This window comes from Roseovarius sp. THAF27 (genome assembly GCF_009363655.1).
Lineage (GTDB): Bacteria > Pseudomonadota > Alphaproteobacteria > Rhodobacterales > Rhodobacteraceae > Roseovarius.
This window is the reverse complement of sequence record NZ_CP045393.1, coordinates 4,167,505-4,188,697: the sequence shown is the minus strand read 5'-3', so window position 1 is coordinate 4,188,697 and position 21,193 is coordinate 4,167,505. Positions and strand designations below refer to the sequence as shown.

Annotated in this window: 20 protein-coding genes, 1 tRNA gene and 2 pseudogenes; 12 read left to right on the top strand and 11 right to left on the bottom strand. The window is 63.2% G+C overall.

Annotation, left to right across the window (positions count from 1 at the left end; translation table 11 throughout):
- Nucleotides 1-97 precede the first annotated feature (97 nt).
- Complete coding sequence (locus tag FIU89_RS20745; protein WP_254701753.1) at nt 98-2,218, top strand: YjbH domain-containing protein; 2,121 nt, start codon at nt 98-100, stop codon at nt 2,216-2,218.
- Nucleotides 2,215-2,910 carry a YjbF family lipoprotein gene (locus tag FIU89_RS20740; protein WP_152494339.1) on the top strand — a complete coding sequence of 232 codons (696 nt, stop codon included), beginning with the start codon at nt 2,215-2,217 and terminating at the stop codon, nt 2,908-2,910. Before FIU89_RS20745 ends, FIU89_RS20740 begins: the two co-directional genes overlap by 4 nt.
- A gap of 227 nt (nt 2,911-3,137) precedes the next feature.
- Here FIU89_RS20740 and FIU89_RS20735 read toward each other — a convergent pair whose 3' ends face one another.
- From FIU89_RS20735 to FIU89_RS20725, 3 genes are all read right to left on the bottom strand, one after another.
- Nucleotides 3,138-3,374: a hypothetical protein gene (locus tag FIU89_RS20735; RefSeq protein ID WP_152494338.1), complete on the bottom strand. Its 237-nt coding sequence runs from the start codon at nt 3,372-3,374 to the stop codon at nt 3,138-3,140.
- 146 nt (nt 3,375-3,520) lie between these two features.
- Nucleotides 3,521-4,144, bottom strand: coding sequence for a flagellar hook capping FlgD N-terminal domain-containing protein (locus FIU89_RS20730; protein WP_152494337.1), 624 nt, complete (start codon nt 4,142-4,144; stop codon nt 3,521-3,523).
- A gap of 20 nt (nt 4,145-4,164) precedes the next feature.
- Nucleotides 4,165-6,186 carry a flagellar hook-length control protein FliK gene (locus FIU89_RS20725; protein ID WP_152494336.1) on the bottom strand — a complete coding sequence of 674 codons (2,022 nt, stop codon included), beginning with the start codon at nt 6,184-6,186 and terminating at the stop codon, nt 4,165-4,167.
- Nucleotides 6,187-6,390: 204 nt separating this feature from the next.
- On the opposite strand from FIU89_RS20725, the gene FIU89_RS20720 reads away from it, so the two are divergent.
- The gene (locus FIU89_RS20720) at nt 6,391-6,606 is read left to right on the top strand and encodes a rod-binding protein (RefSeq protein ID WP_152494623.1); all 216 of its coding nucleotides are present in this window, start codon (nt 6,391-6,393) and stop codon (nt 6,604-6,606) included.
- On the top strand, nt 6,599-6,958 hold the full coding sequence (locus FIU89_RS20715) for a flagellar protein FlgN (protein ID WP_152494335.1): 360 nt from the start codon (nt 6,599-6,601) through the stop codon (nt 6,956-6,958). The genes FIU89_RS20720 and FIU89_RS20715 overlap by 8 nt, the downstream gene beginning before the upstream one ends.
- Nucleotides 6,959-7,177: 219 nt before the next feature.
- Here the strand turns inward: FIU89_RS20715 and FIU89_RS22675 are convergent.
- The 5 genes and pseudogenes from FIU89_RS22675 to tsaD form a co-directional block, all read right to left on the bottom strand.
- A pseudogene (locus FIU89_RS22675) lies at nt 7,178-7,279 on the bottom strand (chemotaxis protein MotB); the annotation flags it as partial.
- A gap of 320 nt (nt 7,280-7,599) precedes the next feature.
- Nucleotides 7,600-8,019, bottom strand: coding sequence for an EVE domain-containing protein (locus FIU89_RS20705; RefSeq protein ID WP_152494334.1), 420 nt, complete (start codon nt 8,017-8,019; stop codon nt 7,600-7,602).
- Nucleotides 8,020-8,022: 3 nt separating this feature from the next.
- Nucleotides 8,023-8,292 (bottom strand): YciI family protein, encoded by a 270-nt coding sequence (locus FIU89_RS20700; protein ID WP_152494333.1) that lies wholly within the window; start codon nt 8,290-8,292, stop codon nt 8,023-8,025.
- Entirely contained in the window at nt 8,293-9,252 is a 960-nt protein-coding gene (locus FIU89_RS20695; protein ID WP_152494332.1) for an NAD(P)H-dependent glycerol-3-phosphate dehydrogenase, read from the bottom strand.
- Entirely contained in the window at nt 9,249-10,343 is a 1,095-nt protein-coding gene (tsaD, locus tag FIU89_RS20690; RefSeq protein ID WP_152494331.1) for a tRNA (adenosine(37)-N6)-threonylcarbamoyltransferase complex transferase subunit TsaD, read from the bottom strand. Before tsaD ends, FIU89_RS20695 begins: the two co-directional genes overlap by 4 nt.
- A gap of 71 nt (nt 10,344-10,414) precedes the next feature.
- Here tsaD and FIU89_RS20685 point away from each other — a divergent pair, with 71 nt between their 5' ends.
- The 4 genes from FIU89_RS20685 (at nt 10,415) to FIU89_RS20670 (ending at nt 14,239) form a co-directional block, all read left to right on the top strand.
- Complete coding sequence (locus tag FIU89_RS20685; protein WP_152494330.1) at nt 10,415-11,146, top strand: uroporphyrinogen-III synthase; 732 nt, start codon at nt 10,415-10,417, stop codon at nt 11,144-11,146.
- 45 nt (nt 11,147-11,191) lie between these two features.
- A complete protein-coding gene (locus tag FIU89_RS20680) occupies nt 11,192-12,610 on the top strand; it encodes a hypothetical protein (RefSeq protein WP_152494329.1) in 1,419 nt (472 codons plus the stop codon).
- A 20-nt stretch (nt 12,611-12,630) separates the two neighbouring features.
- Nucleotides 12,631-14,118 carry a heme biosynthesis protein HemY gene (locus tag FIU89_RS20675; protein ID WP_152494328.1) on the top strand — a complete coding sequence of 496 codons (1,488 nt, stop codon included), beginning with the start codon at nt 12,631-12,633 and terminating at the stop codon, nt 14,116-14,118.
- 45 nt (nt 14,119-14,163) lie between these two features.
- Nucleotides 14,164-14,239 (top strand) — tRNA-Thr (locus FIU89_RS20670).
- A gap of 554 nt (nt 14,240-14,793) precedes the next feature.
- On the opposite strand, the gene FIU89_RS20665 is transcribed toward FIU89_RS20670, so the two are convergent.
- Nucleotides 14,794-15,129, bottom strand: coding sequence for a hypothetical protein (locus FIU89_RS20665; RefSeq protein ID WP_172978183.1), 336 nt, complete (start codon nt 15,127-15,129; stop codon nt 14,794-14,796).
- Between the two features lie 548 nt (nt 15,130-15,677).
- Here FIU89_RS20665 and FIU89_RS20660 point away from each other — a divergent pair.
- Nucleotides 15,678-16,310 (top strand): annotated as a pseudogene (locus FIU89_RS20660) (tyrosine-type recombinase/integrase).
- A 150-nt stretch (nt 16,311-16,460) separates the two neighbouring features.
- On the opposite strand, the gene FIU89_RS20655 reads toward FIU89_RS20660, so the two are convergent.
- Complete coding sequence (locus FIU89_RS20655) at nt 16,461-16,790, bottom strand: nuclear transport factor 2 family protein (RefSeq protein ID WP_152494326.1); 330 nt, start codon at nt 16,788-16,790, stop codon at nt 16,461-16,463.
- 264 nt (nt 16,791-17,054) lie between these two features.
- Here FIU89_RS20655 and FIU89_RS20650 point away from each other — a divergent pair, with 264 nt between their 5' ends.
- The 3 genes from FIU89_RS20650 to FIU89_RS20640 all read left to right on the top strand — a co-directional run bounded on the left by FIU89_RS20650 (nt 17,055) and on the right by FIU89_RS20640 (nt 20,379).
- The gene (locus FIU89_RS20650) at nt 17,055-17,834 is read left to right on the top strand and encodes an SDR family oxidoreductase (RefSeq protein ID WP_152494325.1); all 780 of its coding nucleotides are present in this window, start codon (nt 17,055-17,057) and stop codon (nt 17,832-17,834) included.
- 194 nt (nt 17,835-18,028) lie between these two features.
- The gene (locus FIU89_RS20645; RefSeq protein ID WP_152494324.1) at nt 18,029-19,672 is read left to right on the top strand and encodes a GMC family oxidoreductase; all 1,644 of its coding nucleotides are present in this window, start codon (nt 18,029-18,031) and stop codon (nt 19,670-19,672) included.
- A 305-nt stretch (nt 19,673-19,977) separates the two neighbouring features.
- The gene (locus tag FIU89_RS20640; protein ID WP_254701752.1) at nt 19,978-20,379 is read left to right on the top strand and encodes an Lrp/AsnC family transcriptional regulator; all 402 of its coding nucleotides are present in this window, start codon (nt 19,978-19,980) and stop codon (nt 20,377-20,379) included.
- 118 nt (nt 20,380-20,497) lie between these two features.
- Here the strand turns inward: FIU89_RS20640 and wrbA are convergent, their stop codons facing one another.
- A complete protein-coding gene (gene wrbA, locus FIU89_RS20635; protein ID WP_152494322.1) occupies nt 20,498-21,121 on the bottom strand; it encodes an NAD(P)H:quinone oxidoreductase in 624 nt (207 codons plus the stop codon).
- Nucleotides 21,122-21,193: the final 72 nt, after the last annotated feature.

Here is a 21,193-nt window from a genome sequence, read left to right as displayed (position 1 = left end):
CTCCGCCCGTGTATCAAGTTGCAATCCACCGCCAAGGGTGTCGGAATCAAGGTTGCCTCGCTATCCTGCAGGGGACGTCAAAGGAAGGAAACGCGCAGTGATCCGTACATCGACACGCGTTCTGATCACGCTCGGATTGCTTGGCCTCCCCGGCCTCGCGCTGGCCGACAATCTGAAAACGCTGACGACCAACAATTACGGCGTGCCCGGCGGCCTGATCGACATGCCGACCGCCGAATCCGCGCCGGACGGTCAGTTGTCGACCAACGTCACGTATTTCGACGGGTTTTACCGCGCGACCCTGAGCTTTCAGATCACCGACCGCCTGACAGGCAGCTTTCGCTACGCGGGGACGGAAGGCATCTCGCCGACCTTTTCGACCTATTACGACCGCAGCTTCGACCTGCGGTTTCGCGTGTTCGACGAGACGGATTGGACACCCGCCGTCTCGGTCGGCCTGCGCGACTTCGTCGGCACCGGGCTGCTTTCCAGCGAGTATGTCGTCGCCACCAAGTCGATCGGGGACCGCCTGCGCGTGACCGGCGGCCTCGGGTTCGGGCGGCTTGGCAGCTACGCAAGTGACGGCAGCATCGGCTCGCGGGCACCATTCAGTTTTGCCCAGGCCGGCACGGGTGGCCAGTTCAACGTCGACGACTGGTTCCAGGGCGACTACGCGTTCTTCGGCGGTGTCAGCTATCAGGCGACGGACAAACTGTTGCTGAGCGCTGAGTATTCCTCGGACAATTACGACACCGCGCAAGCGGCAGGGGTTCTGAAACGGTCGACCCCCTGGAACTTTGCGCTGTCCTATCAGATCAACGATGGCACGGCCTTGCGGGCGTTTGCCCTGCATGGCGAAGAGTTCGGCGCCGCGCTGACCTTCAGCCTCAATCCCAAGACTCCGTCGGTCAAGGGCGGCACCGAGCTGGCGCCCCTGCCGGTCGCCGTCCGTGGGCCGCGCAGCGCCGAAGACCTTGGCTGGACCACCCAACCGGGCCGCGAGAAGGCGATCACCGCGTCGCTGGAGAACAGCCTTCAGCAATCCGAACTGGACCTCGAGGGCGTGACGCTGAACGCTCGCAGCGCACATGTCCGCATCCGCAACGAGAAATACGATGCCACGTCGCAGGCGCTGGGCCGGACATTGCGCGTCATGAGCCGCGAATTGCCGGCTTCTGTCGAAATGCTGCATGTGACGCTGATTGAGAACGGCATCCCGGCCAGCACGATGAGCTTCAGCCGCACCGACCTGGAACGGCTGGAACACAGGCCGGCGCGCGAGGCGCTCGCCGCCGCGCAGTTCAGCGATACGCTGCGCTTCGGCGACTATCCCGACCCGTTCCCCGAGGTCTATCCGCGCTTCGAATGGTCAATCGCTCCGTATCTTCGAACCTCTCTGTTCGATCCGAACGATCCGCTGCGCGTCGATCTTGGCGTGCGGGCGAAGGGCAAGTATCACCTGGGGTCCGGGTGGGTCCTGTCGGGGTCTGTCGGTCAGAAGGTGGTCGGCAACCTGGACGAGGCGGCGCAACCCAACAACTCCCAGTTGCCGCGGGTGCGGTCCGACACGGCGCTTTACAACCAGACGGACGAACCGTTCCTGGAGCACCTGACAGTCGCCAAGTACGGCCGGCTTGCGCCGGATTTCTACAGCCGTGTCACCGCCGGCTATCTGGAACGCATGTATGCCGGTGTTTCGGGCGAGGTTCTGTGGAAGCCGGTGAACAGCCGGTTGGCGCTCGGGGCGGAGCTGAACTACACCCATCCGCGCGATTTCGATCAGCAGTTCGGACTTCGGTCGCGGGTCACGCCGGGCGGCACCATCCCCGAGTTCAATGGCCATGTCTCGGCCTATTACGATTTCGGCAACGGCTTTCACGGCCAGCTGGACGCCGGGCGCTACCTGGCCGGCGACTGGGGGAGCACGATCACGCTCGACCGCGAGTTCGCCAACGGCTGGAAGATCGGCGCGTTTGCCACGTTCACTGACGTGTCGTCTTCGCAATTCGGCGAAGGGTCGTTCGACAAGGGAATCCGCTTTACCGTTCCGCTTTCGTGGCTGCTGGGCCAGCCCACCAAGCAAAAGGCCAGCGGCGTCATCCGCCCCCTGACCCGGGACGGCGGTCAGCGGCTTGAAGTGGACGGGCGGCTTTACGAGACCATTCGCGGATCGCATCGCCCCGAAGTCGCAAAGAGCTGGGGGAAATACTGGAGATGACGCGTATATCGAAGCATCTGCTCGCCGCCGGTCTGATCGCGGTGCTTGGCCTGACGGCGTGCACCAACACGCGCCAGGAATCATCGATCCTGTCCGTCGGCAAATCCTTGATAGACTCCCGCCGCGCCCAACCTGGCGCCAGGCCCAAGGTCAACGACAGCATCGTCCAGCGCGAGATAGGCCGCGCCCTGCAATCGACCGACGGTCCGCTTGCCCTCATGCAGATCGAGGGAACGGGCAGCGTCGCGGTGCTGCGCGTGATCGAGACCAATGGCCCGCATTCCACCTGGGCCGCCTGGGGCACCAGCGAACGCCGCAGCGTGTCGACACGCGGCGGGGTCATCACATCGACCCGCGGGCTGGGCACCGACCTGATGTCGTCCAGTATCAAAGGGCTGCTGACCATGCTGTCGCGCCGGCAGGACGGGATCGAAAGCCAGATTCTCAGACATCTGGACGGCGAAAACCAGATCGAGGAAACGCTGGCCTATTGCGCCTTCACGCCGGGCCCACGTCAGGACTATGCCGCGGGCGCGCTGCGGCTGCAGGCAACGCGGGTCGACGTCTATTGCAAGTCCGACAACGGAACGTTCAGCAATTATTACCTGGTCAGCCAGAACGGCCGGATCGTCAAGTCGCGCACCTGGCTGGGCGAGGGGTTGGGATACTTCACCTTGAGCCATCTGCGCTGAGATCCAAAGCGTTTCGCCTTTTCCCTGAACCATCGGCGAATGGCGAAGCGCGTGCAACGATTGGCTGTTGTGCTGGGTTTCGCGGGTAAGCTGTGATCCGGGTTTATCGCGAAACGCTTTAGTGCCGTGCCGGAGTGCTGCCCGGGTCAGCGAAAGATGGGAAAGCAAAAGAAAAGCGGGCCCGAAAGCCCGCCTTTAAATCGGAATGTACCGCAAATGCGGTTTTATCAGTTCGCCACAAGGCTCGTCGTGGAGGACGACGAGTCGGCGAGGGCGACGATCAGGCCAGCGGCGACAACGCCGACGACAACGTAGGTCACGCCGCCGATTGACAGCAGCGAGCCTTGCTGGGCCTGGGTCGACACGAACGGATCGTTCGTTGCGGGTGCGTCCTGAGCGGCGGCCGGCGCAACCGAGGCTGCGACAACAGCAGAGGCAGCGATGAGTGTCGAAAGTTTCTTCATGACAGTCTCCAAGTGATAGGGTTGCACGATGCCGAAGCACCACATTTCACGCCCTGTATCTCATATCCGGGTCGGAATTAAAACCTTATCTGTACGCCAGCGGGCAAATTCGCGGATTATTTTGGCGCTGTGACCAATACGCCAATTTATTGATCCGGTCGCGGCAGACGGAGGCCCAGCAGCGACGCGGCACCGACCTCCTGGCCGTTTTCCATGACCAAGACCGTCTGGCCTGCGTCGATGCGCGCCTCGATGATTCGTCCGTGCACCTCGACCGGCGTCGACGCGACGACCTCGGCACCCGAGAACGATTCGACCGTCACGTCATAGGTGCCGGGCGCCAGCACGGTGCCCGAAGCGTCCGTGCCCAGCCACGCGATTTCCTCTCGGTCTCCGGACACGGCGAGGCGCTGGAGGCTGTCGCCCGCAATCGTCAACCTCACGGGTGCGCCCTCGAAGACCACGGGCGCGACCGCCCGCCCTTCCATGCCGATCCAGCCGGACAGTTGCGACACGCCCATGAGGCTCATCTGGGCACTGAGCGCCGAAAGCAGGTCGTTGCTCTTGACCTGTTGTTCAACGCCCGAGAATGTCGCCAGCTGTGTCGCGAACTCGGTCGACTCCATCGGGTTCAACGGGTCCTGGTTCTCCATCTGGACGGTGAGCATTTTTATGAAGGTCTCGAAGTCGGAACTGAGAACGGTCGAAGCGGAGCGCGACGCCTGTGCCGCAGCCGCGCCGGTCGCAGAGGTGGTGGGAGCAACGTCCATCATTTTGTCCTTTCAGAGGGTCAAAGCCGAATATCGACGCGATCGAGCGCAATGGATGCGTGCCCGACCTGCGGGTGCGTGGCCGGTGCCTGATCTTCGGTCAGCGCCGCGTCCACCGGCCCGATGGCATCGCCCTCGGGCCCACGGCCCTGACCGGAGCGCGGATGTCCGCTTTGGCCGAACGAGAACTGGGCCGCGCCGTAGCCGATATCGCGAAAATCCTGCGCAAGCATGTCTGCATGCCGGCGCAGGAGGTCGAGTGTTTCGGGGCGGTCGGCCATCACGCTGACAAGAACCCCGGCATCGCCGGTCTGAAGGCTGATCCGCACGCGCCCAAGTTCGGCCGGATTCAGGTGAATCTCGGCGGATTTGTCGCCCGCGCCGCGGAACCCCGTGGTCAGCTGTTCGATCACGTGGCGCGGCAGGTCAGGACCGCGCGTCGCCGCCGCAAGGGAGCTTTGGCGCAAGGGCGCGCTGGTCTCGACCTGGCTCGTGTGGGCGGAGCTTGGGCTGGTGCGGCCCGTTTCATCCAGCGTGTCGCCGACGCGCTCCTCTGCGGGCAGAACCGGGTTGCGAGCTGCAAAAACCGGGGGGGTGGGTGCGACGGGGGCCGCAGGAGCGGCCACGACCGACGGAGACGGCGCGGACGGGGCCCGCTCCAGCTTTTCTGCGGGCTCGACTGTTCCTGGCGTCGGCCGCGCTACATTCTCCAAGGCCTGTTCGGGTCGAACCATCGCCGCGGGCGCAATGCGATCGATTGTTCCCGCCGGGGCGCGCGCTGGCGCCTTGGCCCGTGTCAGACCCTGCTCCGGCCGACTCTGAGGGCCCGGATGGAACGGCGCGGGTTGCTCGCCGCGTGAATACGGGCGGTTTGCAGACCCCGCATCGCGGGTTTCACCCCCGGTGTCGCGCACCGTCGCCGCAGGCTCGGCTTGGGTGTCATTTGAAGGGTTCGGGCGCGTTTGGCCGGCAGGGACGTCCAAGCTGCCGGCTCGCGCGAGTCGCGGCGCTGCATCATTTGAGGCGTTGGCCGCCTGCGTGTCCAATGTCGGACGGGCCGCGTTTGGCGCGGGTCCACCTTCGGCGGCCCGGGCAACGGTGACCGGGCCATCCGCCAGGTCGACGCGAGAGGCCGCTGTGTTCACGGACGATTGAGGCGGCTCACCCGGTGTCAGTGACGGCACGCCCGGGCCATCCTCTGCCACCTTCGACAAGGACACCTTGGCATTGTTCGCGATGGACGCGGTTATGTCAGGGTCGACGCTGCTGGAAGCCGCCTGCCCCATTTCCAAGGCCGCACGCTCCGCGCCCTGTCGCCGCATTGCTGGTGACGGCATCTTTGCAAGCAGTTCAGCGTTCGAGGACGCGGGACGATCACCCGCAATCGCGCCGGGCACTATGCGGGCCGGCCCGACGTCCTCGGATGAATCCTCCGCCTGATCCGCTTGTCCGCCCGGTCCGCCAAAGACGGTTGCCGGGTCGCGAGCCGCGTCGGGGCCAGCCGCATGCGACGATGCGGCCCCGTCTTGCCGCGATAGGTGCGCGGCTTCTGCGGATGCCTGTGCGTCTGGGCGTTCTGCAACGGGGGTGTCGGGACGACCTGTTGCAAAGCCTGCATGAGGACCGGAGGTGGCCGGATCCTCGTTCGGCGGTCCGCCGCGCCCCGTGCCTTGTTCAGTCGCCGCAGGTAGATCGGCGGGAAGGTCGTCAGGACTGCCGGCCGCTTCCGCAAAGGCGGGCGGAAAGAGCGACGAATCCTTGCCGCGATTAGTAGCCGGATCATCAACCGACACTTCCGACACTTCTTGATCTTGCGCTGCCGCATCGTCTTTCGTGTCAGGGTGCGCAGGCACGACGGACCCTGCGGTATCGTTTACCGCACCCGCCTGATCGCGGGCGCGCATGTCCGTGAAAACGGTCGCAAAACTGCGCCGGTCGGCCCCTCCGGACGTGTTGCCCGCCTGAATCGGATCGTTCCCCTGCCTGGGAGGGCCAGCGCGGGAATGGGCGGTCGTGGCGTCGCCGGTCGGTAAGTGAAACATCGAATAGCTCCGGGATTTCTTCCTCAGCCCGGAAAACTTCGCAGATCGGAATTACCAGTTCTTTACCGCTTTGATGTCAAATGGCGGAGAGTTCACTGCATTGGAGGAATTCTGGTGACGGTTTTTTTACCCATCGGGCCGAAACTCGACCCACAAACAACGCAGCCTGCGACACCGGCGGACGCGCGTCGTCACGCCGCCGCGATGCAGGCCGCCCAGAAGCTCGAGGCGACTTTCCTCGCGGAGATGCTCAAGGCCGCCGGCCTTGGTGAGCAGGCCAGTTCGTTTTCCGGCGGCGCGGGCGAGGACCAGTTCGCCTCGTTCCACCGGCAGGCCCTTGCCGACAGGATTGCGCAAGCAGGGGGCATTGGTCTGTCCGAACATTTTCTGAGGTCAATCATGGAGAGACAAGGTGAGTGAGACTTCCGCCCAAACCCTGATCGATGAACTGGACCGGCTGCTCGATTTCGAGCGCCAAGCCGTCCTGGACGGCAACCTTCAGGAAATGTCGGGCATCATCAGGAAAAAGGAATGCCTGATCGACGCGCTGAGCGATCTCGATGCGTCCCATGCCGCCCCGATGTCCGAGATCCAGGACAAGCTCACGCGCAACCAGACATTGCTTGACGGCGCGCTGCAAGGCATCCGGCGCGCGTCGGCGCGACTCGCCGCGGTGAGAAAGGTGCGCCGGACCCTCGAAACCTACGGCGAGGACGGACAGAAGAAGACCATCGACGCACGAGTCGCCCGCCAACTGGAGAAGCGGGCGTGAGGCTCGAAGCCGTTTGGCAGTCATTTGTCTCAAATGCCCATCAAGCGAGCGGCCGGTGTTAAGGGTCTCTTAGCAGTTCAACGGCATTTCTCGGCCTGCGTCCGGAAACGGATGGCGCGATGCCAATCAGATGCATCGCACACGTCAGAACGACTTTCGAGGCAACCGCGTGACAGCGGTGCAATTGGACCGGCGCAAAGCGCCGCAAGTAAAGGAATATGCTATCGCGACCTTCCAGGCACCGCCATGGTGCCCGTCACCGCCCGTGACCTTTTTCCGTTTGATGATGACCGGCGCGGCGTTGTCACCAGACGCACTCATCTCACCACCTATTTACTCACCCGAAACAATCGTTAGCAGACCGCGGCTTACTCGATTGTTAACAGATCAATTTTTCCGCGTTACGCGGCGGCGGATCCCCGCGGGGAGACCAGAGCATTTGAAGCAAATGCCCTGCACTTGGCTTTTGAGATTCCCTCGCGGAAATGGTATCAAGGGATAGATCGCGCCAGTATGGCCGAAACCAATTCCAGTGACACGTGTGGTGCGTAGGGAGCACGTGGGGCAACGGAGGGTATCGGCAGATACGCGCGATACCCTCCGTACGATTTTTCCATGCGAACCTGCGAGAGGTCTGCATCCTAGGGCGTCAGGCCCGCCATCCCGCAAATGATGGTCCATTCGTCCTCGGTCACGGGTTGCACCGACAGGCGAGAGTTGCGCACCAACACCATGTCGGACAAGCGCGGGTCGTCCTTGACCATGTCCAGGGTGACCGGCGTCTTCGCGGCCTCCAGCGCCTTGATGTCCACGCACTCCCAGCGGTCATCCTCGGTCGTGCTGTCGGGATGCGCTTCGGCGATGACTTCGACCGTGCCGACCACCGCCTTTTCCGTTTGACTGTGATAGAAGAACCCGCGGTCACCCACGGCCATGTCACGCATGAAATTGCGCGCCTGATAGTTGCGCACGCCGTCCCATTCCTCGCCGGCATCGGCCTTCGCCACCTGCTGGTCCCAGCTCCAGGTCGACGGCTCGGATTTGAACAGCCAATAGCGCATGGCTCAGATCACCTTGTTCCAGGGAATCAGCTCGACACTCTGAAAAAGGTCGGCCGCCTTGTAGGGATCTTTCGCCGCCCATGCCTCGGCGGCGGCCATGTCTTCCACCTCCAGAATCACCAGCGACCCGATCATGCCCCCCTCGGCATCCAGGAGCGGGCCGGCCTGGCTGACGATGCCGCTGTCCTTCAGATAGGCCACGTGCTTGTCACGGTTGTCGAGACGGGTTTGCAGGGCGCCGGGCTTGTCCCGGGCAATCAGGGCGATCAGCATTCATTCTTCCTTCAATGGACGTTGCAACAGCATATCGACCGCGTCGCGCACGTTCAATTCACCACTGACCAGCCCGGTCACGACGCGGGTGATCGGCAGGTCCAGGCCGGTCTCCTGCGCCATCTCCGCCAGCGCCTGGGCCGTCGCCGCGCCCTCGACCGTCACACCGCTGTCAAACGCATCGCCCGCGCCGATGCTTTGACCAAAGCGATAATTGCGCGACTGCTCTGACGTGCAGGTCAGCACCAGATCGCCAAATCCCGAAAGCCCGGCCAGGGTCTCGGCCTTTGCGCCATATTTTTCCGCCACCTTCACAAGCTCGGCGAAACCGCGCGTCATCAGCGCCGCCCGCGCACTCTCCCCCAGCCCGGCACCGATTGCCACGCCGCACGCGATGGCGATGACATTCTTCAGCGCGCCACCAAGCTCTGCGCCGATGACATCCGTGGTGCGATAGAGCCTGATGTTCGGCGTCGTCAGTCGCATCTGCAGGCGTTCGCCGGCGCTTTCATCTGCGCATGCCAGGGTCAGCGCGGTCGGCAGGCCGCGGGCGATATCATGGGCAAAGGACGGGCCGGTCAAGGTGGCGGGAATGGCGTCGGGCACATGCTCGGCGACGATCTGCGTCGGCCTCAACCCGGTGCCGCGCTCCATCCCCTTGCAACAGGCGACCACGTGTTTGCCCGCCAGGGTTTCGCCGCAAGTCTCCAGAAAGCGTCTCAGCTTTTGCGCCGGAACGGACAGCAGCACGATTTCGGCCTGCAATATAGTCTCTATATCGGCTGAAACCGCGATATTGCCCGGCAGGTCGACGCCGGGCAGACGTCGCGCATTCTGCCTCGACGCGTGGATTTCGCGCACCTGCTCGGCATCGCGCGCCCACAGGGTCATCGGGCCGTTTCGGGCCAGGGAAACGGCCAGCGCTGTTCCGAATGCACCGGCGCCGATCACCGCGATCATGCCTTCGCCCCTTTCTTTCCCCCGCCCAGAAGGGACGGGCTGCGTTGGTCCAAGGGCCAGCGCGGACGCGCGGCCAGGGTCATGTCGTCAATCCGCCCCGCGCGGAAGAGTTCCCCGCCGGCATAGGCGATCATCGCCGCGTTATCCGTGCAGAGCGCCAGCGGGGGTGCAACGAAAGCCACGCCGAATTCGCTTGAAACAGTCTCTAACCCACTGCGAACGAACTGGTTCGCGGCCACGCCACCGGCAACGGCCAGCGCCGGCGGCGCGGACAGGATTCTGCCGGCCTCGGTCAGGGCACGCCGCGTCTTTTCCTGCAGCACGTCTGCGACCGCACCCTGGAACCCGGCGCAAAGATCGGCCCGGTCCCGCCGTGTCAGCCCGCCCTTCTCGGCGATCACCTCGTCCCGGGCGCGCAGCAGCGCGGTTTTCAACCCGGAAAACGACATGTCGCAGCCTGGCCTGTCCAGCAGGGGCCGCGGGAAACGGAACCGCTCCGCATCGCCCGCCCGGGCCTCGCGCTCGATCTTCGGGCCGCCGGGCTGGGGCAAGCCCAGCAAGCGCGCGGACTTGTCGAACGCCTCTCCAGGTGCGTCGTCGATGGTGCCGCCCAGCCGCGTGAAACGGTCGCTTCCCTCGACCAGCAGAAACTGACAATGACCACCCGAAACCAGAAGCATCACGTAAGGATATGCCAGACCATCCGTCAGCCTTGGCGTCAAAGCGTGCCCCGCAAGGTGGTTGACGCCCACGAGCGGCAGACCCCGCGCGGCGGCGATGGCCTTGCCCGTCATCACGCCTGACAGCACGCCCCCGATCAGCCCCGGCCCCGCCGTCGCGGCCACGAGCTGAATGCGATCCAAGGACGTTTCAGCGTGGTTCAGAGCCTCATTGACCGCGATATCCAGCTTTTCGGCATGTGCGCGTGCGGCGATTTCCGGGACGATGCCGCCAAAGGAGCCGTGCAGGTCGTCCTGCCCCAGAACGACCGACGACAGGATCTCCGCACCGTGCTCGCGCATCCGCACGACCGCCGCCGCGGTGTCGTCGCAGCTGCTCTCCAGCCCGAGGATCGTCAGGTTGTCCGTCATTTCACGCCCGTTGCGCCAAGCCCTTGTGGCAGGTAACACCGCAAGGGAGCGCAAACAACTCCGGAGCGTCCATGTCGCCCCTGATCCTCATCACACGCCCCCGGGACGCGGCAGACGCCTTCGCAGCCGACCTGGAGGATAAGCTGGGCCGGGACGCGGACGTATGCATTGCGCCGCTTCTGCGGATCGAGATGTCGACGGACTTGCCCGACCTCGCACCCTACAGGACGCTCATATTCACCTCCGCTCACGCGGTCGAAAGCTTTGCCACGGCCACCCGGTGCCGGGATTTCGCCTGCTACGTCGTCGGCACCGGCACCGGCAAGGTCGCAGCACAACACGGCTTTGATCCGGTCGTGGGGCCCGGCACGGGCAAGGAACTGGCGCAGGATATCCGCAACGCCTCTGCCGCCACTCCGTGCCTCTACCTGCGTGGAGACCCCATCGCGTTCGACCTCGCCCAATACCTGAATTCCGCCGGAACCGAGACGCACGAGGCCATCGTCTATCGCCAGCTGCCCTGCGCCCTTTCGAAAAAGGCGCTGGACCGCGTGAAAAGGCACGGTATCGTGGTTGCGCCGGTTTTTTCGCCGCGAAGTGCCCAGCTTTTGCTAGATGCGCTGCCGAAAGGCGCTAACTTGCATGTCGCGGCGATCAGCGAGGCCGTGGCGGGGATCTTTCCCCGGAACAGAGCGGCAAGGATCAGTGTGGCGGCGCGGCCCGACAGACCCGCGATGCTGTCCTGCGTCGCGCAACTTTGGTCTGATGCCAATCGGCTTGAGAGCGGAAGCACCGCACAGTAAGCTTTCTGGCAGGCTGCAATGGCAAGATTCGAAAGAGGTTTTCACGTGGCAAAGAAACCATCGTCCGGGGCAAAGACACCGCTCGACATGGACGCATCGAAGGAAGACGAGACCGCGCAGCCGGAAGACACCGTTAAAGCCACCGACAACGATACCGTCGCGCCCACAGGCGACGACACGGTCGAGGCGTCCGGCGCGACCACCGATGCGACCCCGGACACGAAACCGGCGGGCAGCCACTCCGGCATCGAAGAACCTGCATCGGGGCAGTCCGAAACGCCTGCGCACGACGCGATGACCAAGGGCGACGGCGACACCGAAGAGCCTGCCGCCGAGACATCCGGCACCGATACGCCCGCGCACGACGTGACGTCGGAAACCGCCACGAATATGGGCGCTGACACTGACGAGACTTCCGACGGCGAGACCTCGGACGCGGCAGGGTCCGGCAGCAGCCCCACCGCGACCGAACCCGCCACCAGCCTGCCCGCCACGGCACCGCAGCCCGCAAAGGGGGCCGGCGCCGGAAGCATGATCCTGGGCGGCGTCGTTGCGGGCGCCATCGGCTTTGCCGCCGCCTATTTCGGCGTGGCGCAGCAAGTCATCCCGCGCGACGAGGTTCTGATCGGGGATGTCGGCGCCCTCAACCAAAGGGTCGAGGAGCAGGCCGACACGATCGACGCCCTGACCGAGAAGGTGGGCGGCATCACCAATACCGATGACAGCGCGCTTCAGGCGCAGGTCGAAGCGCTCGGAACATTGTCCGACCGCGTGGCAGAGACAGAACAACGGATCGAGGACCTCGCCGCGCGGCTGGGCGATGTCGAGCAGCGCCCGGTTTCCGAAAGCGCCGACGCCGCCGCCATCGCCGCCTACGAGAACGAACTGAATGCCGCGCGCGAGGAATTCGCCGCGCAGCGCGCCGAACTCGAGGACTTGATCGCCCAGGCCATGCAGACCGAAACCGTCGCCGACGAGGCCGCGGTCGCCGCGATGAAACGCGCCGCGATCAGCCGCGTTCAGGCCGCGCTCGACAACGGCACCGGGTTTGCCGGCGCGGTGGCCGAGTTGCAGGACACCGATGTCGAGGTGCCGGGTACCCTGACCTCCGTCGCCGAAGAGGGGGTCGCAACCCTGCCCAGCCTGCAGGAAAGCTTTCCCGACGCCGCCCGGGCCGCGCTGGATGCGTCGCGCGAGGTCACCGGCGAAGGCACCGGACTCAAGGGCTTTCTGAAGAGCCAGCTTGGCGTGCGGTCGCTGGAACCCCGCGAAGGGGACGATCCCGACGCGGTGCTGTCCCGGGCCGAGGCCGCCGTGCGCGACGGCCGGCTGCAGGATGCACTGGCGGAGATCGAGACGCTGCCCGAAGAAGGCCGCGCCGAGCTGTCCGATTGGGCCGGCCGGGCGGCAGAACGGCTCGAAGCGGTGGGCGCGGCCCAGTCGCTGAGCGAGACATTGAACTAAGGCCGGGGGGAATTCAAAGAATGCTGTGGTCCGTCATCAAGATCGTTCTCTTCATCGGCCTCGTCGCCGCGGCCAGTTGGAGCGCGATCTACCTGCTCGAACTCGACGGCGGCGTGCGCATCGTCATGGCCGGACAGGAATTCAACCTGACCCCGCTGATGGCCGTGATCGCGCTTGCCCTGCTTGTCATCGCCGTCTGGCTGCTGCTGAAGATCGTATCGCTGCTGGTCGCTGTGCTGCATTTCATCAACGGGGACGACACCGCGCTGTCGCGCTATTTCCAGCGCAATCGGCAGGAGAAAGGCTATCAGGCCCTGTCCGAGGGGATGATGGCGCTGGCCTCTGGCGAGGGCGAGCTGGCCATGGCCAAGGCCGGCAAGGCCGAGCGCTATCTCAACAAGCCCGCGCTGACCAACTTGATCACCGCGCAAGCCGCAGAGATGTCCGGCAACCGCCGCAAGGCCGAGGAGACCTATAAGCGCCTTCTGACCAACGAGAAGACCCGTTTCGTGGGTGTGCGCGGCATCCTGCGTCAAAAGCTGGCCGACGGCGAAACCGACACCGCGCTGAAGCTGGCCAAGACCGCCTTCACGCTGAAGCCCAAGCACGAGGAAGTGCAGGACACCCTGCTGAAACTGCAGGCGCAGACCGGCGACTGGAAAGGCGCGCGCGAAACCCTCAGTGCCAAGCTGAAATCCGGGAACCTGCCGCGCGACGTGCATCGCCGCCGCGACGCGGTGCTGGCGCTCTCCGAGGCGCGCGACATCCTCGACGAAGGCAAGAGCATCGAGGCGCGCGAGGCGGCGATCCAGGCGAACAAGCTCTCGCCCGATCTCGTACCGGCCGCCGTGCTGACCGCCCGCGGCTATATGGAGCAGGGCAACAAGCGCAACGCCACCCGCGTGATCAAGAAGGCATGGGATGCCCAGCCGCACCCGGACCTTGCCGCCGCCTTCGCGGAAATCGAGCCCGACGAGACGCCGCAGGCCCGCATCAAGCGGTTCGCCAGACTGCTAAAGACTCATCCCGATCACCGCGAAACCCGCCTGATCGACGCCGAACTGCACCTTGCGGCCGAGGATTTCCCCGCAGCCCGCCGTGCGCTGGGGGATCTGGCCGAGGTAGATCCCGATGCGCGTGCGCTGACCATCATGGCCGCCATCGAGCGTGGCGAAGGCGCGTCGGACAGCGTGGTCAAAGGCTGGCTGGCACGGGCGCTGTCGGCCCCGCGCGGGCCGCAATGGGTGTGCGAGAACTGTCACCACATCCACCCCGAATGGGCGCCGTCCTGCAGCAACTGCCACGCGTTCGACACGCTCAGCTGGCGCGCGCCGCCGGCATCTTCGGTCGCCTCGTCCACGGGCATCGAGATGCTGCCGCTCATCATCGGCTCGGTCGAGGATCACACCACGCCCGATGAGACCATCGACGAGGATGATACGACCGACGCGGAAATCGACGACGCCGAAATCGTCGAGGAACCGAAGCCGGCAGAGACGGAAAAATAGTCCTTTTCGGATGGGATTTGTGGTGCTATAGCCGCCCCCCACGGGGCCGCTGTAGCTCAGCTGGTAGAGCACGTCATTCGTAATGATGGGGTCGGGGGTTCGAGTCCCTTCAGCGGCACCACAATCGCCCAGTAGACCACTGAAAAATTCGGTTTCTCTGCTGGATGCTTGTCTTTATCCCCTTAAATATCCACTCTTTCATTTTCGCTGGCGCGACCTGTTAAGCGCGCTGGCCGAGGAGAATTCGTCTCAATTGGTATCATGTGGCTGAGCGCGGTGTTTTTCTGCTGGAAAAGGACACGTCCTGAAAGGCGCACGAATTGGATAGTATCGTCCCGGAGAATGTTTGCGAAGCTCGGCTACAAGCCTTTCGTAACGCGAAATTTCAGCTTCATCATCCATATTGACGTCATCATTTATCGACATTCGACTAAGACCCAAAACGGATCATACCCCAATCAACCCTAGGTGCCTATACTGGGTTGCTAGACGGGGTTAGCGTTATCGCCAGATTGACTGCGGTCTCGGCCCAGAGCGGACACTGGTCGACCCAGTCCAATGCTGTGGTGCGGCTCGTCGAAGTGGCCATTCAAGCCCAGCGCAGCATTTCTCTCGCCGAATGACGGCAGAGCGGGACGAAGTCAACTTTTGCTGCAACTGCGCCAGTGTCTGCAATCATTGGCTATGCAATTTTGTGTATAGCCCAGCTGCGAGATTGAGGTCCCAGTCATCGCTAGGCGCATACCGCCATTCTTCCTCTTCCCATTTGCCATTTATCCATTGCGCAAAGAAACATCGAACAAAGTCTGGTTTGTGACGGCATAACGACCCTGACAACCAGTCTTTCCGCTTGTCAGGGATGGCTTCCAAGGCTTTGACAACCTCTTCTTGCGGTGCTGTCTCAAACTCGTCCAAATCCCACGCGCCATGACGCACCAACCAAGGACCAAAATCGTCGGTCCATTTAAACGCTTTGTTAGATATAGTCTCCATGTATCCGCACTCGGCCATGGCAAAGCAAACCCTGTTCAAAGAGTGTTTTGTTGGGACAACAGCCTCATAGTGTCGATACAGATCGTTGACGTAATCAGAGTGGCAGGCCAGCCCGTCAAGAAGGTGGTCAAGGTCGCTACGCTTGTGTCAGATAGCCAAGGTGGGTTGGTCGTTGTTTGGCTCTAATACTCGCCAATAGTGGCCTTCAGACGCAAGCAGACCCACTCTCTCTAAGGCACTACAGCTAATCTCGTAATTGCTTTGAGCCAAGTCGTGTAAAAGATCAGGCGCGGGTGACATATCAACAAGGTGCGATAGCATTTCTTCACGCAACCAGAACGCAACGGCCTGAAGTAGAGCGGTTTCCTCTTCGGATAGTTTTTCGACCATTTATTGTCCAAGCATTGCGTTTTAGGAGCACTGAATCGGACATTGGTTCAATACGCAACATCAGTCAAAATGGGCTCGCTGCAGACCTTCTCTGCAGGAGCTACTTTCGGTGATATGCTCTATTTCCAACGTCGGGTTGGCGTTGAGGCAGGGAGCGGCAAACCGGAGTAACCGCCATGACAATTGCGAACTTCCCTGCCATTCGAGCCTGCAGACCCGCCTGGAACAAAGGCCGTGTAATCGGCCAGAAGCGACCCTTGCTGCCCAAGCACGTCTGGGCCATTCGCGTTGGTCCTGAGATCGCCGAGAGCCATCGGGAGCTGGCTCGCTTCAACCTCGCCATCGACAGCAAACTGCGAGGGTGTGATCTGGTAAAACTCAAGGTGACCGACGTCTATGCCTCCGGCCAAGTGAAGGAGCGCGCTTCGGTCATCCAAAGCAAGACGCAGAGGTCGGTGCGTTTCGAGGTCACAGAGGGCACACGCAAGTCGCTCGCGCGATGGATGGATGAACCGCTAATGGTTGGCTCAGAATTTCTGTGGCCGGGGCCGTTTCATGAGCGCCTCCACATATCGATGCGACAATACGCCCGCCTCGTGCGGGACTGGGTGAGCTCCATTTGATTGGAAGCTACGTCCCACGGCACGCACTCGATGCGCCGGACCAAGGTTGCACAAATCTGCAAGAAAACCGGGACCCTGCGTGCCGTGCAGCGCCTGCTCGGTCACACCAAGATGGACAGCACCGTCCGCTATCTCGGGGTTGAGCTTGAAGATGCGCTCGCAATCGCGGAGGCAGTGGAAATCTGAACGATACGGGCCGGTTGGTCACGGCCGGCCCAGAGCGGTCCTTCATGGTATATCTTGCGAGGTCCGGTCAGCTCCGATCCAGTGCAGGCATCACGACCCGACCCCCAATTCCACGGCGTTCGGTGGTACCGCTCCGGGCAACAAGTCGCGTCAGGGAATTATTTCCAACTCGGCTACTTTGTTTCCTTCCAGACGGAACAGATACCGCAGATCGACCGGGCTCCCCGGAAAATTGCCGACGAGATGGCTGGTTACGATAGTGCGACCACCCTCCTCGGTCAGCGAGAATGGTTCCACGGTATAGGTGTATTGCGTTGAGGCGTTGGCCATCCACTGCCGGATCGCCTCCCGACCCTTGTACGTATTGCCTTCATCGACAACGATCGCGTCATCGGTAAAGCATTCCGCTATCGCCTTCGCGTTGCCCTTTTTGTCGGCCGAGAAATACTGGGCGATCACTGCCGGTAGTTCAAGTTTCATCATCATTCTCCTGTTGCGGTCCAAGGCGCGACAACCCTCTGACCGCCGCGCCAACAGGTAATCTAAGTGAGGATGAAAATTCGATAATAGGGATAAAACAACACGCCGAATCCCAGAATCCGGGATAATCAGTCTGCCGAAACCTCCCGAAAATTATCCCGGATTTCAAGATAGCGCATGTCATTTAATCCATATTTTCTAAACACACGACGTCCCTTAATTTTCCAGAAAGCAACATTCAGCAATAAATCCGGAGCTCAGATCATGACCGATTTTCTCAACCTGACTGGTAAGCGCGCACTCGTGACCGGGGGCACCCAAGGTGCCGGAGCCGCGACTGTCGAACTGCTGCGAACGCTCGGCGCAACGGTCCTGACGACCGCGCGCTCGCGCCCGGAGCAGATGAATGCAGACGTATTCGTCGCCGCAGACCTGACGACACCCGCAGGCTGCAAGGCGGTGACCGATGCGGTCCGGGAAGAACTGGGCGGCATCGACATCGTTGTCCACATGGTCGGCGGGTCATCCGCGCCGAGCGGCGGCCACGCGGCACTCGATGACGATCAATGGCAAATGGAGCTCGATCTGAACCTCTTTCCTTCGGTCCGGCTCGACCGGTTGCTGGTGCCCGAGATGGTGGCCCAGGGCCACGGTGTCGTCATCCACGTCACCTCGATCCAGCGCGTCCTGCCCCTGCCGGAGGCCACAACAGCCTATGCCGCAGCCAAAGCCGCTCTTTCGGCCTACAGCAAGAGTCTGTCCAAGGAAGTCTCTCCGAAAGGCGTCCGGGTCCTGCGAGTCTCTCCCGGCTGGATCGAGACCGAGGCATCGGTGCGTCTCGCCCAGCGCCTCGCAGAGGAGCAAGGGACCGACTACGAAGGCGGCAAGCAACTCATCATGCAGTCTTTGGGTGGTATCCCGATAGGCCGCCCGACAAAACCCCAAGAGATCGCCAGCCTGATCGCCTTCTTGGCGTCGGACCGCGCGGCCACGATAACGGGCACCGAGTACACCATCGATGGCGGAACCGTTCCGACCGTCTGAGCGCCCGCCCCTTTGCGCGTCGGACCCCATAACCCCGGCGCCGGGCCGCATGGCCAACTTGCGGCGTTGCATCGTCCATTCCGGTGAACGGTGAAACCACCAACGGTGGTCTGTTTGCGGTGTGCCGCAGCAACCACGTCATCTCGACCAAACCGTTTTCGACATCAACACAGCCATCCCACGGAGAATCCTGCATGGACACCGATCCGACCCTGACGCGGCACGACCTCGCCGTCTTGGACAACCAGAAAGCCCTGCGCCAAGCGCTTCGATCCGATTACGACTTCATCGTCTGTGGCGCCGGGTCCAGCGGCTCGGTCGTCGCGGCCCGGCTGGCCGAACAGCCGGACGTCAGCGTTCTACTGCTCGAGGCCGGCGGCGACGACACGGCAGACACGGTCACCAACCCGGCCCTGTGGCCCCTGAACCTCGACAGCGAGCGCGACTGGGGGTTCTCCGGCGAACCCAGCCCGACCCTCGGCGGTCGCAGGCTTCCGCTCAGCATGGGCAAAGGCCTCGGCGGTGGATCGAGCATCAACGTCATGGTCTGGGCCCGGGGTCACAAAGAAGACTGGAACCACTTCGCCGCCGAATCCGGCGATCCTGCCTGGGGGTACCAGTCCATCCTTGGCTATTACCGCCGCATTGAGGATTGGCATGGCACACCCGACGCCGAACGGCGCGGCATGGGCGGCCCTGTCCACGTCGAACAACCTGCAGCGCCCCAGCCCGTCGCCCGCGCGATGCTCGAGGCTGCCGGGCACATGGGCATCCCGGTCTTCGACAGCCCGAACGGGGCGATGATGGAAGGCCCCGGCGGGGCCGCTATCGCGGATCTCCGCATCCGCGACGGCCGGCGCCAGTCAGTGTTCCGCTCCTACACCCACCGCATCATGCACCAGCCCAACCTGACCGTTCTGACCGGCGCCCTCGTCTCCCGCGTCCTGCTGGATGGCTCGTCGGCCATAGGAGTCGAAGTCCTGCTCGACGGCAAGCTCCGGCAGTTCCGCGCACGCTGCGAGACCATTCTGTCGCTTGGCGCCATCCAGACCCCGAAAGTCCTGATGCAATCGGGTATCGGACCCCAGCACGAGCTTGCCGCACATGGCATCCGGACCGTGCGCGACCTTCCCGGCGTCGGCCAGAATCACCAGGATCACCTCGCCTTCGGCTGCACCTGGGCCTATCAAAAGCCGGAGGGTGTCGGCGGCGGCGGATGCGAGGCGACGCTCTATTGGCAAAGCTCTGCGCGCCTCAAACAGCCCGATATCCTGCAATGCCAGCTCGAATTCCCGGTGCCCGCCCCAGAGGAAGCGGGCATCGGCACGCCGCCCCATGGCTGGACCATGTTCGCGGGCCTGGCCCAGCCGAAAAGCCGGGGCCGCCTGCGGCTGTCAGGGCCGAATCCCGACGATCCGCTCCTGATCGAGCCGAACGCGCTCAGCGAACCCGAGGATCTGGAGACCGCCCTTACCGCCGTCGAGATGTGCCGCGAGATCGGCAACCACGCGGCATTCACGCCCCTCGTCCGGCAGGAGGTCGCGCCTGGCAGCCGGAATCGCAAGGCGATGGTCGATTTCATTCGCAACTCGGCGGTCACCTATTGGCACCAGTCCTGCACCGCCAAGATGGGACGGGACGAGATGTCGGTCGTCGACCATCGGCTCAAGGTCTATGGCATCGACAACCTGCGCATCGCTGATGCCTCGATCATGCCCCGCATCACCACCGGCAACACGATGGCCGCCTGCGTGGTGATCGGAGAGCGTGCCGCCGACATGATCCGCCAGCAACACGGTCTGACGCGCGCCGAACAGCCCCTCGCAGCCAGGGCATGAACAAAATCGACGCGGATCGGGGGCACGACATCCCCCGGTCCGCATGTTCCGGCGCGTCCAGATCAAACGGACAATGACACCGACCGAGGCCGGACCGTGCCAGCCTACATCGCCTTCCATGCCGCATGGCCACGCACCGACAACCCGCTTTCTTCGAATCCGGAACTGTGCCTTAGATGATGCAGCAAGGCGCATCAGAACACCCGAGACCTGCGGAAACCCGAACAATGCCGGAAGATCCTTTCAGCCCGGACCTCGATCGGATCGATCGAAACATTATGCGTGCGCTTCAGAAAGATGCCCGGATGGCCAATTCCGACCTGGCTCGGCTGGTGAACGTCAGCGCCGCGACATGCCACCGCCGCACCCAGCGTCTGATCGAACAGAAATACATCACATCCGTCCGAGCGCAGATCGCGCCGGCCAGCGTGGGGCTGGGGACGCTCGTGATGGTCGGCGTTGTGCTGGACCGGTCCACACCCGAAAGCTTTTCCGAGTTCGAAGAGACCGTCGCAGGTATGAAAGAGGTCCTCGACTGCAACCTCGTCGCCGGGGATTTCGACTATCTGCTGAAGATCAGGACACGGGACATGGAAGGGTTCAACCTGTTGCACGGCCGCAAACTCATCACCCTGCCGGGCGTTCGCCAGATCCGCACTTTCTTCGTGCTGAAAGAGGTCAAGGACAACGCGCCTCTGGCATTCTGACGGATTCACCTCAAACCGGCGTCCCCGACCTCTGCGGTCGCTGTCAAGGGGCGGCATGACCCGCCCCTGTTGTATGCACCGCTGGCGACCCGGCGGCCATCGGATCGCACGCGCACCGTCACGCCGCCCTGACCTGTCGGACCATGTGCGCCCATGTGGCCATCCGCGCCCCCTGGTGCCTTGCCGCACGCAACGTCGCCTCGGGAAGAGGCGCACCTTGTCCGTCCGTAAAGCTGGTGCCGTACGGGTTTCCCCCGGCGGCATGAATTGCAGGATCGGTATACCCGGGCGGCACCATGATCGCGCCCCAGTGATAGAACACGTTGTGCAAGGCCAGCAGGGTGGATTCCTGCCCACCATGAACGTTCCCGGCCCCTGTGAAGGCACTCACGGCCTTGTCGGTCAGCTTCCCGTTCATCCACAGACCGCCGCAGCTGTCCAGGAACTGCTTCAACTGCGCCGCCGGCAGCCCGAAACGCGTCGGCGTGCCGAAAACGAAACCATCCGCCCATTCCAAATCCGAGTGGGTGGCAACGGGTACTTCACGCGTTGCCTCAAGGTGTTTCCTCCATGCCGGGTTGGCATCTATTGCCGCGTCGGGCGCCAGCTCCGCGACCCGCCGTATCCTGACCGCGGCGCCGTTCTTTTCGGCGCCGGCGGCGATTTCCTGTGCTATCGTGAATGTGTTGCCGGTGCTGCTGTAATAGACGATTGCCAGCCGGACGGGATGTTGATCTGTCATGTCGCTTTCCTTTGTTTGACGCATGGAAAGCTATGTGCGCGCACCCGTCTGCACTACGGCGTCAGATTTCGT